This window comes from Methylomonas sp., from assembly GCF_023228165.1.
Lineage (GTDB): Bacteria > Pseudomonadota > Gammaproteobacteria > Methylococcales > Methylomonadaceae > Methylomonas.
Genome location: NZ_JALOBS010000020.1, coordinates 73,428 through 86,895, shown reverse-complemented (window position 1 = coordinate 86,895; position 13,468 = coordinate 73,428). Strand labels below are relative to the sequence as shown.

Sequence of the window (13,468 nt, the reverse complement as noted above, 5' to 3'; positions counted from 1 at the left end):
CGCAGAGAATTATTTTTTAGCAATTTGTTCGTATGAAGCACTTGCGCTTTCGGCGTGCTCTGCGGCGATTTGCCGCGCTTCACTCATTGCCTCAACGATTGCAGCGCAATGCGCAGGCGCAGAAACTGCAGCCGGTGTTTCTCCAGGCTTATCTGCTTCAGTGAAGAATTGCGAGCGCTCCAAACATGGATGCCCTTCTTTTCCGACAGCGCTCTGATACACATCCACTGCAATGGCGTCTTCCGGCACTTCGAATTGCTCTTTCACGCGCGTTGCAGCGTAAAGTTGCTCTTTTTCTTCGCGCGTTAGTATTGATTTTGCCCCGAGTGCCTGCACATCCTTCATCGCCTTACGATATTCATCCAATTCCTTTGGCGAAAGTCCTTCTTCGCGAATATTCTTGCGAACTGCTTTTTTGACACTTTTCTTCATCAATTCTTCGCCAACGCGGTGGTCTTTTTCGATTTGCGTCACCAACCGCTTTAGCACTTCTGTATTCTTGTTGTAGAAATCCAATCGTTCGCGATTTTGCTTAAATGGTCCAAGAAGAACGACTTTTCCACTCGGAATAATAAACGCATCGGATGTGAATTCCGCATCATGGCGAATGATAAATTCTCTCGCTTCTTTATCGGACTTGAACGCATCGTAGAAATTCACAATAAATTCAATATCCGGCGCGTCAGTGTAAAGTGCGGATGTTGCGGCGCGCAATTGTTCGTAATGATTTGTCAGATAGCGGTCGTAATTATAGAACGCTTCTACTGGCGGATGTACCTCATTTGCCGCAGTTAAATCATCTTCTATTTGAGGCAAACACCAAGAAAGAGAATCAACAATCCGCGTTATCTCCGGCAATGTGTTTTTCGCGCAAGGAATATCAACGCCTGCCACTATTTGTGAGCGCATCCACGCACTCATTCCACTTGCTGCCTGATAAACGCATTTCGCCTTCGAAACAATTTCTGCACTATCGTGCACGCGCACCGCATCAGCGATTTTCGCCGCAGTTTCGGGCGATTGCGCGATTGGCTTCGGCTTATCAGCCGAATCTTTCCCAGCTGATGAATCATCTGGCAATTGCGCCGCCGCGACAGTCATTCGCTCGCGAATCTTTTCATTTGTATCGTCTTTTGGCGCGCTTGAGCCAGTTGCCGCGCGAACATGAATATCAGGATTAAAGTTGAAATAATTATCTAAGAATCCCTTTACGATTTGCTTCGCCCCATTGGACAACAGCGGAATCTTCTTGTCACGCTCTTCGGTGAGTTGCCGCTTTATTTCTGGGTCGTCGCATTTATTGATGCGTGCGTTCATATCAGTTTCCATCTCACTAATAGAAACAGGAACATATTCATCAGCAACACGATAAAGATAGCCAATCAGTGCCGTCATCAACAATCGCCGCATGTAACTTTCTTTCATGTTAGTGATGCTCATCACGCCGAATTTTTCTTGCACAATCGGAATTGTGTACGGATTGATAAGCTTTTTTCTCACTGCTGAAATATCTTCGGCACTCATTTCTTGGATTTTGCTCGGCTGCGCAATGATTTCGCGCGCCATTGCCGTTAATTCTTCTACTGATTTCTGCTGCGGTGCCGCCATTTTTCCTCGAAGTTATAGTTAAATCTTTCTTCAGCTTTAAAAATAGATTCGGCGAAAAATTATACGAGAGGAATACTCGCGCGCGAATGGGAACACTTAATGCTTCGAGTATATCAGTATGTGATAAATATGTCAGCGAGCGAATTCTCCTCATTATCGCGCTGGCATCGCTCGTAGATATGCTGTGGAAAGAACTTTTGCGCATCAGCGAGATAGATATTATTTATTCTTTGATTCTATCTCCGAGAATTTCCGCTCTTCTTGAACATACGCAGCAACTTCGCAATGAATATCAGTTCGCACAACTCGAAATCATGGAAATGGAAACGAACGAATCGCTGCAGGAAAACAAATTCAGCGAATCTTGTGCCAGTTCGCGCGATTTTGTTGTATCATACACGAACTACATGTCTCGCCTCAACTTTGACGCGCTTTCCTTCGAATGCACGAATATCGCAGAAGAAGTCCTAAAAATAGCAAACAAACTCATCGCGCAAAAGCAACTTCTTCCTGGCAATATAGACCACTTCATTCGCGGCATCACAGATAGATTAGAAAGTCTTACAAAGGTGAAACATTCTCCGCAAATGGTAATCCGCGATAATCCGACCATTTGTATCAATTGCGGTTCTGCACTTCAAGTTATGCCAGATACGAGCGAAGCTGTTTGCCTTAATTGCCATCGCATCACTCGCATTGTTGGGACAATTTTCAAAGAAGAACAGCTCGCCCAAATGGAAACGCCGAAAATGAGCAGTGGGCGTAATTTCATATATTTGCGCCATCTGAAATTCTGGCTGGACCATCTGCAAGCCACAGAACGCTTTGATTGCCCGATTGCCGATATCCGGCGTATTGACGCTCTTGTCGCGAGTGAATACGATAATCGCATCTATCTTTCTTGTGAAGCAGTGCGCAGATATTTGAAACTTCTCAAACTCACGCATTATAATGACCACGCGCCATGGATTACGAAGAAATTAGGCGGACAAGCCCCGCCAATTCTATCTATGGGCGAAATTGAGACAATAACGGCGGATTTCATTGTGATAATGAGTCTATATGATAAATTATATGCAACTCGCCGAAATCGCCCATATTATCCGTTTTTCATCGGCGCAATCATCGAAATGCGTTTTTCGCCGCATTCCAGCGCGTATCGCATTTTAGATTACATTCATCATCAAGATGCGACAACTACGGCGAAGAATGATCATTGTCTGCGGCAGATATGCGAAAGTGCACCAAAAGAATATGATTTTCATTATCAGCCGTGTATTTAATCAATACAACACCCGCGCAGAATAAATATATAGACTTCTATTTTTTGATGTCGACTCTACCATCCGGGCTTATAAATCCAATTCTCGTAATAAGTCGCGATCAAAATGGGCAGCCGTATGTTAGCGGCATTATAGTGGAATCCATTTTGACAAACTCCTCAACAACAGACACTCTTACTATTCGAAATGAGATAAAAGAAGTCGTGCGTTTCGCGGATGAAGCGCTTTTGCCTCAAACGCTCCCGAATGGAACTCTTTATGCTCTTGGTTTTCGTAGCGACCCCACAAGTGGATTAAAATGGACTGCTCCTGGCATTTATACATTTTACGCAGGAAATATTCAATCGCTGCAAATTGTTCCTGGCGGCATTAGGACAAATCTAATTGAATCATTTGACCCAGCAATCCCTATTGTGATTCATGGCGACCTTGACTTTACTGGCAGTGATATACGAAAACTCGGATTACTTTCATTCGGCGCTTCTGAAAATGTCGTGCAGAGTACATTCGCCGGCACTTCAATCGCGCAAGCAGAAATAGAAATTCTCGAAATAACGCCAGCGATTGGAGTTATAGTCATTTTCTTCGTAGATGCGACTGTAGCTTTCGCGAAGGATTCTACAACGAGTGGCAGAATATCAGCAACTTATCGCTATGATTCGCGGATTGTCGTTACGCCGAGCACATTATCCGCATCAGTGCTTTCTACTGTTGGAGTTGTCACTGATACTCTTCTTGAAGCGCGCGTTGATGCTCTCGGCGTATTTCGCATTTTCGCAAAAAATAATGGAGCAGAAGCCGCAACAAGTTGGTCTGCTGATTTTCGCATTATGCATGCTGATTTGCCCTTGCCGGCACCGTAATGCAATATATTGCAATTCCTCTTCTTTTTTTGCGCCAGCGAAGCGATTCGCTCACTGCGTGAATGCGCGAAATTCATCCAATTTCTCGCGCTCTATGATATTGATGGCGCAATGGTCGATTGCCGCATATAAATCCGCTATCTTTCCATCATTTGCGATAATATTATTCCAAAGAATACTCGCATCTGAATTTCTTTCGAGCCAGGCATCATCTTGCGAAGAAACAACCCCTCGCTGGATTTTGATAAGATATCCGCCGGCACTATTAAAATCGTCTACCGCGCGAAGTCCGCGTTCCGCTGCATCAATTTCGGATTTCGGGGCGAATAAATCGGCATCCCAAAATGGAAAACCGCAATTTGATATATATTCTATTTCGCTTCTTTGCAGTACGTCACTAAAAATAAATCCACATCTTCCTTGATTTTCACGCACTTTGAATGATACAAACACATGCGCACATTTAATCCACACATATTGGTCGAGGAATTGCTGTGTTGCAGTTTTTATAAGTTGCATAAAATGCCCTCTCGTGGCAGCACTGATTGTCGGCGCTAATTGCGCCAAATAGCCAATCAACTCCGGAATATGCGCGTATTTCGCGAATATGCGATTTAATAGACTCAAATCCAGCGTAGAAACGTCGAATTGCGCATCGTTTTCTTCGAAATATTTAGAACTCGACGAAGTCTCGACCGCGCAGCGGGAACTGTGGCGGCATAAAGTCCCGCATACTGCGCGTAAACTATCGTCAAATGATACTGAATACCATGTGATATTTGGCGCGTGCTGCGTGAGGAACTCATAAAGATGTTTCGCCGCCGTAGCTTTTCCGCTTCCAGCTTTACCGCTAAAGCCGATAAACACTGGCAATTCGTATTTTCTAAAGAAAGACTCAACCATCGGCGTGATTCTACGCAAAAGATGCCGAACTATAAAGAGAGTCACATTATTTCAAAAGAGAGAATCGGCGTCATTCGCCAAAGGCACGAATTCGCGACTTTTCTCTTTTGAAATACCAGCCGTAAGAGTATAAGGGGAATCGGGCGAGCCATGCGCGATAATATTCACCCCTATATCGAAGTTTAATGTTAACCAAACCAACGTCGCTTTCGCGCCAGATAAGAGAGTACGAAGAGAGATTAAATTCAGAACAGCCAAATATTCAAACATCCGATGCAAGCGACGAAATTGAGAAACAGATTCTTATTATTCAAAATCAATTTGATGCAAACATTCAGCGCAAACGCCGCATCGAATTAAAATGCCAGCAAATCGCCGCTAAATTTCTATTCCTTTGCGAAAATGGTGATCCAGATGGCTTACTGCCAATTATTTGCCAATTCGAAGACCGTTCTGGCATCGATTTCAATGCGGGACTCAAATTAGCGGCACGCGGTGGCTATCGCAATATTGTCGTGTTATTGATTAACAACGGAGCAACGGATTGGCTCGGCGCGATGATTGAAGCGCAATGCGCTGGAAACACTGATATCGCAATGCAACTCGCGGAAGGATTCGGTTCGCGCTGGAAAACTCTTTGCCCACAAGGAATGAATGTCACAGAACATTTCGCCATGTTGAGTCATCAAAAAAAATGAATTTCATCGCGTAATGCGAAATGCAATTTCGAAAATATCCCCAGTTTCGCAGTTAATCACTGGAATTTTGCCAATAAATACGAACTGCTCTTCAATACGAATAATTTGCGGGTTCGACCAATCGAAAATAAATCCCCGATTTTTTTCTTCGTAATATTGAGTTAATTTCACAGTTATGTATGTCCAAGGCGATAAAGTCTCATCAATAGAGATTTTCCCGACGCGCCCCGAGTGATGATATTTTTTCGTCGCCATTTTATATTGTTAATTGTAGGCGTATGTAATTCAATTTTCCTTCAGCCTGTCTGCGCGCTTGCGTTTCGGCATCCTCAACAAAGCCGATTTTCTTAAATGCCGCGAGAGATGCATGATTCGCAGTATTGATATCCACGATAAAGCGCGAAATCGATTCATCGAAAAACCGATTCTCGGCGACCCATTGCGCGAATGCGCGAACCAATTCCGCGCCAATACCGCGTTGGCGCTGTGATTTTTCGACAATTACATGCGCTAAATAAACGATTCCGCTTTCTTCTTTGCTAAATGCGTTTGCCGTCAAGAAGCCCGCAAATGTGTGCGCATTTTCCGAATCAAGAGCGAATACGAACAACATTTTATCCCAATACTTTCGCGCTTCTTTTGCGAATATGTCAAAGGAAAAGCGAATCCGCGGATAAAATTGCTTATAGTATTCATTCATATTCTCGAATAACTGCCGCGCGAGAGACGGATTTTCGCGAATAAAAGCGATAAATTCTGGCAGATTGAAAATCTTGTATTGCATGGGCAGAACGCGACTTCTCTATTTTTTCAACTTCGATTAATTCAATTTGTTGCTTTCAATATAGTGAGTATGGCGGCAATCGTTATTATACTTGTTATACTTATTATCTTAATCTTATTCTTTGCATCGCTCAATTACAAGAAAAAGCGAACCATTGGTAAATTGATTCACGCGTGCGATTCGCGCGATGGGCGGCGACAGTTTATTCATGATTTTCGCGACACACGCGAGCGCGACGCGCGTTTTATTCGCGCTGCTGCATTGGCACGCGAAGCTGATGATGCCGAAGATGCGCTCGCAATAATTCGGCAAGAAAATCGGCATCATACCGCATTTGCCGCGCCGGAACGCATTGCCGCAGAACAAAATATCGCGCATACTCTTGCAAATATTGTCGCTGCAGCGAATGGCGCGTATGAAGAAGCAGTGGAATTGCAGCCGCAAGAAGAAGCTCGCCTTTGGCTCGACCCCTTTGGGGGAGATAATTTGTTCGATGAAGATTTTATTGCCCGCGTAACGATGGATTTTCGCGACCGCTGGGGAATTGCACAAAATGAAGATTGTGTTCCACCGCCAATTACAGATGAAAAGGCTCGCCGGTGGCATGCAGACCCGCAAAATGTCCATGATTCTTGTGTTGCCAATGCAATGGCACAAAATACAGAATATATTCTCAAAACAAGCCCACATTCGCTGTCTAATGACCAAGCTGAAGCGCAAATCCATGGAATAATCGCGCAAGAAAAAGATGCGCAAACTCGCGATAAAGCGCTAAAAACTCTTACCATTGCGACAACGAATACCTATTGCCATAAATTTGCCGCGCAAGAAATGGATTTACTATCTGCGATTTACGAGCGCTCAAAATTGCCAGAAAATAGCGCGCAATCGGTGGAAATGCAATCGGCGCTTGTCGGCGCGATGGCGGATTGCATTGAAAACGGCGATTCGAGTGTTTGCCAAATTGGACGAATGGAACGTTATATTTCTTCTCTTGATGTTCTCGACCCAAATATAAATCTCGCAGTTCCGCTTGATGCATATCGCAAAGAAATATTTGATTCCGCCGCGAAAATTGTAGCGGATATCGATGCGAAGACGGCGAATCCGGCGGCGGATTCGCCAACAAATTCCGGCAATGAATCCGCCGCAGAAGAACAAAAAAAGCAAGCGATGAACGCGCTTGTTGATAGTTATGCCGACAAAATTCCGCAGATGCATCTCTCAAAACTGCGGAAAGACTGTTTGGCAGGAATCTGAGATTTCTTCTTTGTATCGAATCATTTCATCATGCACTTTGATAAAGAAATCGCCGAAGGCTCCCCCGGAGGGGTCGCTGCTTCGCAGTGCTCGAGCGCTCCGCGCGAAATCTGGCGATACTAAACCACCTTTATCGTCTATCATCTCGAGAAGACGTTTTCGCACAGATTTGCCCATTTGCGCGAAAACTTTTTTTGTTGCCGATTCGTCATGCTCAAAGATAGATTTAATTATATGAAATTCAGTAATTGTTTGCGTCGTATTAAAACTCACTATCAGATACGGGCTGATGAGCCAATCCAGCGTGTCTTTAACGAATTCTTCCGGCGATTTTCGCGTAACTCGCAGCCAAATATTTATCGCGATGTGAATAAAATGCTCTTTTCGTTGATAATTTTTCATCTCATCGATTACTCTAATGTATCCACGAAAATTGAGCGTGAAACTATCGTCATTTTGCGGCGCCGTCTCATTTTCGTAAGTGCGCTCCAGGAATTTCGCCAGAATTTCATCACAAAAAGGAATAAATTTATCCAGCGCTTTATCCAGCAAACATGCAAGCATTTTATTGCCAATGGGGTATCGAACCTCCAAAATTAATTCAGCAATACTTGCAACGCGCTCTGTTCGTTCATTTTCGCTTGTTATTATTGGATAATGTCCGTAGCCGATATTCCGCAATAGAATTTTTAATGATTTTTGCCGCGCGTGGTCAATATGCCATAAATCGTCATGTAAAATTTGAACCCCGTGAAATGAATTTCTCTTTTCGAGTGTGGTGAGGAGTTTGACTGCAAACCCATTATCCGTCGGCGATTGCGCCATTGTATATACTGCACTGCGAAGTTTCACTTGGCTTCGCAAATCCAGTGATTATCTCCGCGATTTCCTGATTTCCTGCGATTAGTGCAAATGGACTATCCTCGGAGCATCGCAAAACGCATGCGCAGCGAAATAGTTCTACTGCGATAAAATAAGTCTCATATTTTGCAAATTCTTCATAATACCATCGCCGTTTGTTCATACCTTTCATTATCTCAAACGCGCTTTTATCGCTGTATTCAACTTTTTTGAAGGGCGAATATTTTCGCATTATCTCAAATTCCACAACACTGCCGCATGCCAAATTGGATAATATGACACTCCATAAATTAAAAGGCTCAAATGAAAGACAGCGTATTAAATCCGGAAATAATGGCGATTGCTCATTACCAAGCAAATTCAGCGATGCAAGTAAAAGATGGAGTTGGTCGTTTCGAAGAATAAATAGTCCACGTCTATCGCGCGGTAAAAATTGTATAATTGCTAAAAGAAGATGTTTATGAATCACAGATTTCATTCTGTTGATACGCGCGAAAATAATATCTAAAATAGAAGTCTGCGCAACGATACACGCGCATTCCGCGACATCATAATTAAGAATGAAATTAAATTCCGCCACAATATCGCCTTCATCTTCATCTTCTTTCTGAAATTCAAGGATGATAAAATATTTTATCACATAATCAAGAATAACACGATAGAACGAATTTTGCAGAACCCACACGAATATAAATGCTTTTGCGATGTTCGGTGACTTTTTGTAAAAATGACTGATATAATATGGAAATGTATACTGAGGCGCATCATGATTTAATAAACTTTTGCAATACGAAATAACCGCTTCTTCTTTGTGTGCGGCGATACATTCGATAATATTCTCGTGGAATAAAAAACCGCCTATAACTGTTTTCGCTATTATTTCAAGCGTGACAATTGGAATGGCGTTTTCCTCTACGAGACGAATAATTATCGGTAGAATAATTCCGTGATCCTGATGTAGCGCGCGTTCCAAGGCATGTGCATTTTCTTGCGCAGCAAAAATCGCCGTTTTCAAATCTGGCAAGCCATCTTCCGGTTCTGGAAGAATATTTATTGCTTCTTCATCATTTTCTGATGTAATGACGAATTCCCCCATATTCTATAAAGAAGGAAGAACATCATTTCAAAAAAACTTCACTGGCGGCTCAAATTATAGCGAAAAGAGCCATTATTCGCCGCCGAAAAAGATACTTTTGCCATACGTTTCGCGCAACATTCGCGCCATTCGCGCAGATTGCGCAATGAGCGCAGGGTTGCCAAAATCCGCGAATGATGCGAATTTGCCGCCGAGGTGTCGCATTCGCCCGCGCGTTAATCCGCTTTCGCGCAATAATTCGCTTATCTTTTTTTCGATTTCCCATTTCTCTGCGAATTTATCGCCATTCACGCGCCAAACAAGATATGCAGCGAGAAAAGATGGATAATTCCTCGGAAATTTGCCAACATCCATCATTTGCTCGAAAGCGCGAATTGAATCGGGAATAGTCATCCATCCGAATAACGCAGGATGAATAAATCTAAGAGAAGCGCAGATTATTGACCACAACACGCACGTTCCGCTATCCCAAAATGAATAATCAGCGCGTTGCATGGCGTGTTCGGCGGAGCCTCGCTCGCTGCGCGAGTGTTCAGCGCCATCATGCGAATCATTGCCCAAAATATCGCAAAGAGAAAGAAATTCCGCACCCTCGGCAACATTTCGCGCTAATTCGCGCACAATTTCGCGTAATGCGCGGTATGCGTGCGAAGTGATAAGCGGATCAATATGTATAATAGTAAATGCGCGTGATGATGAAGTGTCGTTTCGCCGCAAATAGATGGAAGTCATATGCCCAGCATTATGAAGATGCCCAGCGAGAAGAATGCACTCCTCCCTCGTATCTTTATCCGCGATAAATTCATCAATCGCCGATTTAAGGTCTCGCGTAGCGCTCGAGCCTTTGGCGAGCTCCCGCGTTGTGGGTGATGGCGCGAAAATGGCAATATCTATGACTTTTGGATGAAAATATCCACTTGGGATTCCGAGATTTTCATATATCGCCGGCAAAAATTCATCAAGAGATGGAGTCATTTCGGCATATTCATTTTCTTGAAAGAAACGCAGAAATCCCGCCGGCAATTTATCTGTAAATCCGGGAATAACAATATCATCACTCGGCGAAAATTGTTTCGCCATTTCAATCGAGGGATAGGAAGATTTTGCCATCGGCTCGAATAATGCTTCGCGTGAGTTTTATATAATATGGATCTGTTATTTCGCGGTGGCGCGAATGAAATAAATACTGCTATAATCGCCGCTGCATTTGCACTGGGTCGCGAATTGCCGGAAATCGCAGTTCAGCGAGAATCGGGCGATAAATTGCTGCGCTATCGCCCAGAGCGCGGAATTGCGCTCGATAGATATGAAAAAATTCAATTAAATAGCACGTGGTATCCAATATCGCTGACTAATCCGCTTTCTCATCGCGATATATTTCGAAAATACACCCCTGTGAAAAAGTCGCGCACAGATGCGTCGCACGACGATAAAATTCGCATCGATGAATGCATGCGCGCAATTGGCGAATTTCGGAAGCGATTCGAGAAAAGCGCTGATTGGCAACTTTTTCGCAATGAAATGCGTTTGCTCGCCGATTCGGCGCAAATGAAAAGCGCGATTGTGAATACGGTTTTATGCGCATCACTTGCAACGCAGACAGCATTATTCGCGCCGTTATTCGTCTGCGGAAATTGCAGTGGAATTTTGCAACTTTCTAATTCGCTGGAAGATTTCTTCGCATTAGCGCCTGATCGCATGCGATATGCGCGATTATTTGGCAGTGATGCAGCGAAAAAAAGACAGCTCATTGCATCCGCGAATCAGGCGTTTTTCTTGATGAGTGCTGGCGGATTCGCGACATGCGCGTGAATTATTGGATTTTATTCGCCGTTTCGCCCGAAAAGAAGCGGAATGTGCCACTTATTATTTTTTGAGCAAAATACTCGAATTTCTTCTCTTGTTCATCATTTTGCGTCATCGGCGGATAACAGAACATCCAGTTATCCACTCCGAAATAACTCGGTGCGAGTTGATTTCTTTCCAATGTAACCACGCTATTATTCGTTGCGTCCATATCTAAAATAAAGACCATTGCCGCGACTAATAGCCAATATTCTTCGCGAAAAAGCGGCAAGAAAAATTGCCAGTTCTGGTTCATCATGCATGAAAGTCTGCAAAACGCACTAATAGCTGGGTATTCGCTCGTTGTTTGGCAAATCACGATATCAGGCGGTAGTTTGATTTTAAAATTGCCGCAGTGGACGCAATCTGCGGGGAGAGAAACGCCGACATATACGTTAATAGTAAAGTCTGTCGGATTGAACCATACGCAAACATATTGAGAGAATTTGCCATAAGCACAAAGAAGAGTTTTTGACAAATGCGTTGATTCGCGCGATATTTCATTCACCCTTAAATCCCTCGGCGGAAGATGCAAAACGATATGCGAGTAATTCGGCGAGAAATCGGCATCCGCGGGAATAGAGAATCCGTAGGATGTCATCTTTTTTTATAGGATGTATTCTTTTCATCCAATTATTTCAAAAAAAAGAATTCCTCGCGAATCGGCACAACTACAAAGTGGCGAAAATAGCTTTCACGCAGCCTTCTATGTGCCGAGGATGATATTTCTCTGGGCGGGAAATACTGCCGCTATCTGGATTACATGCAAGAACCAGTTGCAAATTGCGCATATAGCGCGCATCATCGCGCAGAGCATTCCCCATTTTCGCGCCGATAACCGCGCCAACAACTGCCGCATTTGTATCAGAATCCGTTGATGGAAATGAGACAACCCAATCCATTGCGTCACTCATCGAATTGAAATACAGCGTTGCATATATCGCACAATAAATAGCATGCGCATAGAAGCTTTTATTTGATACCATATCGCGATTTGCGCGCGCTGTAGCCTGCACATATGCGACATCAATGGCATTATTGCCAGTTTTCGCGAAACACGCGGCGATAATCGTTTCCATTCCGGCTGTAATGTGATCGCCTCGAAGAAGAGATTTTAAAAATAATGTATACGCTTGTTCAGCAGCGATGCATTCTGGCGCTGGATTTGTTATTGAACAATCTTGTGCCGCAATAGAATCGCTGTCGCGCAAGAGCGCGATTGGTGCGCATCTGGCAATCGCCGCATTCGATAACACTCTTTCTGGCGCGAATTTTGCGCATCGCCGATTGTATCCGCCCACCGTTTTCACTCTTTGAAATAAATTTCGTGCATTTACATCGACAAAAGGCGTTTTGCTATTTGCCCATTCCATATATGCGCTAATTGCATATTCGCGCGAATATATTCCTCCTCGTTCTGCAATGCCGCTCAATAATATTATCATTTGTTCTGTTTCATCGGAAACTTGCCCACCAGCGATTAGCCGATTTCCTTGGAAATGCGAGTGTAAATCAAATCCACCTTCATCTATATCTATGAGTACTGGGCGAATTCGCTGTCTATCGTGTTCAAATGGCAATCCTATTGCATCGCCAACAGCTAATCCATAAAGCATATGAAGGCATCTTTCATAGTTCGGCATTGAATCGCGCGAGCTCATTTTATATTTTCGTAACACTCTACTTTCAATTTTAAAAATACAATCGTACGCCATATATAAACTCTCTTAAAGAATGAGCATTGCTCAAGTCGAACGGTGGCGTGAAATCGCGTCGGAAGTCATCAGGCAGCTATTGAAGCCAATATTCAAGCGCGCGCCTGATGCAGAAAATAAGCCGCAATTGGCAATCGATGACAAGCGCGATGTTCTCTATTTGGGCGAACGCATGCAGCATTCTTTCGCATTGTTGGGTATGCCGCCGCATTTGCGCAAGGAGTTGGCAGCATTCCATTTGCCATCAATGGAATCCACTACGACAGCTGATTTAATGGCTTTTATCGATGATAAGCACACTCCACTTTATCTTATCGCGCAGGGAACGATGGCTGCGATGGCATCGATGTACAGTGAGCGCGAAAACATTTTCAATCTTTGGCGTTCCATTGTTAGTCCGGCGATTGCTTATTTATCGCAATTCCCGCTCGACCCCACTGCGCCAGCGTATAATGAAGACGCGCTTGCTGGTGTTGTGCTTCCCGGCGATAAGAAGCCAAACGAAGAAGCAAAAAGGAATTAAGAGAAAATTAACACGAAGAAAAGGACAAA

Annotated in this window: 15 protein-coding genes; 6 read left to right on the top strand and 9 right to left on the bottom strand. The window is 43.8% G+C overall.

Going from position 1 to position 13,468, the window contains the following annotated elements; genetic code table 11:
* Positions 1–9 precede the first annotated feature (9 nt).
* The gene (locus M0R33_RS15595) at positions 10–1,608 is read right to left on the bottom strand and encodes a hypothetical protein (RefSeq protein WP_292571171.1); all 1,599 of its coding nucleotides are present in this window, start codon (positions 1,606–1,608) and stop codon (positions 10–12) included.
* An 86-nt stretch (positions 1,609–1,694) separates the two neighbouring features.
* Between M0R33_RS15595 and M0R33_RS15590 the strand changes: the two genes are divergently transcribed.
* Positions 1,695–2,891 carry a hypothetical protein gene (locus M0R33_RS15590; RefSeq protein WP_292571169.1) on the top strand — a complete coding sequence of 399 codons (1,197 nt, stop codon included), beginning with the start codon at positions 1,695–1,697 and terminating at the stop codon, positions 2,889–2,891.
* Positions 2,892–3,037: 146 nt separating this feature from the next.
* Positions 3,038–3,754 (top strand): hypothetical protein, encoded by a 717-nt coding sequence (locus M0R33_RS15585; RefSeq protein WP_292571166.1) that lies wholly within the window; start codon positions 3,038–3,040, stop codon positions 3,752–3,754.
* A gap of 51 nt (positions 3,755–3,805) precedes the next feature.
* Here the strand turns inward: M0R33_RS15585 and M0R33_RS15580 are convergent, their stop codons facing one another.
* The gene (locus M0R33_RS15580) at positions 3,806–4,657 is read right to left on the bottom strand and encodes a hypothetical protein (protein ID WP_292571164.1); all 852 of its coding nucleotides are present in this window, start codon (positions 4,655–4,657) and stop codon (positions 3,806–3,808) included.
* Between the two features lie 185 nt (positions 4,658–4,842).
* On the opposite strand from M0R33_RS15580, the gene M0R33_RS15575 reads away from it, so the two are divergent.
* Complete coding sequence (locus M0R33_RS15575) at positions 4,843–5,355, top strand: hypothetical protein (protein ID WP_292571162.1); 513 nt, start codon at positions 4,843–4,845, stop codon at positions 5,353–5,355.
* Between the two features lie 3 nt (positions 5,356–5,358).
* Here M0R33_RS15575 and M0R33_RS15570 read toward each other — a convergent pair whose 3' ends face one another.
* Together M0R33_RS15570 and M0R33_RS15565 are read right to left on the bottom strand one after the other, a co-directional pair.
* Positions 5,359–5,610, bottom strand: a complete 252-nt coding sequence (locus M0R33_RS15570) for a hypothetical protein (protein WP_292571159.1) — start codon at positions 5,608–5,610, stop codon at positions 5,359–5,361.
* 1 nt (position 5,611) lies between these two features.
* Complete coding sequence (locus tag M0R33_RS15565) at positions 5,612–6,139, bottom strand: GNAT family protein (RefSeq protein ID WP_292571156.1); 528 nt, start codon at positions 6,137–6,139, stop codon at positions 5,612–5,614.
* A gap of 69 nt (positions 6,140–6,208) precedes the next feature.
* Here M0R33_RS15565 and M0R33_RS15560 point away from each other — a divergent pair, with 69 nt between their 5' ends.
* Positions 6,209–7,399: a hypothetical protein gene (locus M0R33_RS15560; protein WP_292571153.1), complete on the top strand. Its 1,191-nt coding sequence runs from the start codon at positions 6,209–6,211 to the stop codon at positions 7,397–7,399.
* On the opposite strand, the gene M0R33_RS15555 is transcribed toward M0R33_RS15560, so the two are convergent.
* From M0R33_RS15555 to M0R33_RS15545, 3 genes are all read right to left on the bottom strand, one after another.
* Positions 7,364–8,224 (bottom strand): hypothetical protein, encoded by an 861-nt coding sequence (locus M0R33_RS15555; RefSeq protein ID WP_292571150.1) that lies wholly within the window; start codon positions 8,222–8,224, stop codon positions 7,364–7,366. The genes M0R33_RS15560 and M0R33_RS15555 overlap by 36 nt on opposite strands.
* Complete coding sequence (locus M0R33_RS15550; RefSeq protein WP_292571148.1) at positions 8,202–9,356, bottom strand: hypothetical protein; 1,155 nt, start codon at positions 9,354–9,356, stop codon at positions 8,202–8,204. Before M0R33_RS15550 ends, M0R33_RS15555 begins: the two co-directional genes overlap by 23 nt.
* Positions 9,357–9,428: 72 nt before the next feature.
* Positions 9,429–10,466 carry a hypothetical protein gene (locus tag M0R33_RS15545; protein ID WP_292571145.1) on the bottom strand — a complete coding sequence of 346 codons (1,038 nt, stop codon included), beginning with the start codon at positions 10,464–10,466 and terminating at the stop codon, positions 9,429–9,431.
* 36 nt (positions 10,467–10,502) lie between these two features.
* On the opposite strand from M0R33_RS15545, the gene M0R33_RS15540 reads away from it, so the two are divergent.
* The gene (locus M0R33_RS15540) at positions 10,503–11,168 is read left to right on the top strand and encodes a hypothetical protein (protein ID WP_292571141.1); all 666 of its coding nucleotides are present in this window, start codon (positions 10,503–10,505) and stop codon (positions 11,166–11,168) included.
* A 1-nt stretch (position 11,169) separates the two neighbouring features.
* Here the strand turns inward: M0R33_RS15540 and M0R33_RS15535 are convergent, their stop codons facing one another.
* On the bottom strand, positions 11,170–11,709 hold the full coding sequence (locus M0R33_RS15535; RefSeq protein WP_292571138.1) for a hypothetical protein: 540 nt from the start codon (positions 11,707–11,709) through the stop codon (positions 11,170–11,172).
* Between the two features lie 163 nt (positions 11,710–11,872).
* Positions 11,873–12,916, bottom strand: a complete 1,044-nt coding sequence (locus M0R33_RS15530; RefSeq protein ID WP_292571135.1) for an ADP-ribosylglycohydrolase family protein — start codon at positions 12,914–12,916, stop codon at positions 11,873–11,875.
* A 19-nt stretch (positions 12,917–12,935) separates the two neighbouring features.
* On the opposite strand from M0R33_RS15530, the gene M0R33_RS15525 reads away from it, so the two are divergent.
* Positions 12,936–13,439: a hypothetical protein gene (locus M0R33_RS15525; protein WP_292571132.1), complete on the top strand. Its 504-nt coding sequence runs from the start codon at positions 12,936–12,938 to the stop codon at positions 13,437–13,439.
* Positions 13,440–13,468: the final 29 nt, after the last annotated feature.

Excerpts from the sequence above, each read along its gene's own strand:
- M0R33_RS15580 (WP_292571164.1), bottom strand. The coding sequence starts at position 4,657 with ATGGTTGAGTCTTTCTTTAGAAAATACGAATTGCCAGTGTTTATCGGC.
- M0R33_RS15575 (WP_292571162.1), top strand. The coding sequence starts at position 4,843 with ATGTTAACCAAACCAACGTCGCTTTCGCGCCAGATAAGAGAGTACGAA.
- M0R33_RS15560 (WP_292571153.1), top strand. The coding sequence starts at position 6,209 with ATGGCGGCAATCGTTATTATACTTGTTATACTTATTATCTTAATCTTA.
- M0R33_RS15570 (WP_292571159.1), bottom strand. The coding sequence starts at position 5,610 with ATGGCGACGAAAAAATATCATCACTCGGGGCGCGTCGGGAAAATCTCT.
- M0R33_RS15590 (WP_292571169.1), top strand. The coding sequence starts at position 1,695 with ATGGGAACACTTAATGCTTCGAGTATATCAGTATGTGATAAATATGTC.
- M0R33_RS15540 (WP_292571141.1), top strand. The coding sequence starts at position 10,503 with ATGGATCTGTTATTTCGCGGTGGCGCGAATGAAATAAATACTGCTATA.
- M0R33_RS15550 (WP_292571148.1), bottom strand. The coding sequence starts at position 9,356 with ATGGGGGAATTCGTCATTACATCAGAAAATGATGAAGAAGCAATAAAT.
- M0R33_RS15595 (WP_292571171.1), bottom strand. The coding sequence starts at position 1,608 with ATGGCGGCACCGCAGCAGAAATCAGTAGAAGAATTAACGGCAATGGCG.
- M0R33_RS15555 (WP_292571150.1), bottom strand. The coding sequence starts at position 8,224 with ATGGCGCAATCGCCGACGGATAATGGGTTTGCAGTCAAACTCCTCACC.
- M0R33_RS15545 (WP_292571145.1), bottom strand. The coding sequence starts at position 10,466 with ATGGCAAAATCTTCCTATCCCTCGATTGAAATGGCGAAACAATTTTCG.
- M0R33_RS15565 (WP_292571156.1), bottom strand. The coding sequence starts at position 6,139 with ATGCAATACAAGATTTTCAATCTGCCAGAATTTATCGCTTTTATTCGC.
- M0R33_RS15525 (WP_292571132.1), top strand. The coding sequence starts at position 12,936 with ATGAGCATTGCTCAAGTCGAACGGTGGCGTGAAATCGCGTCGGAAGTC.
- M0R33_RS15530 (WP_292571135.1), bottom strand. The coding sequence starts at position 12,916 with ATGGCGTACGATTGTATTTTTAAAATTGAAAGTAGAGTGTTACGAAAA.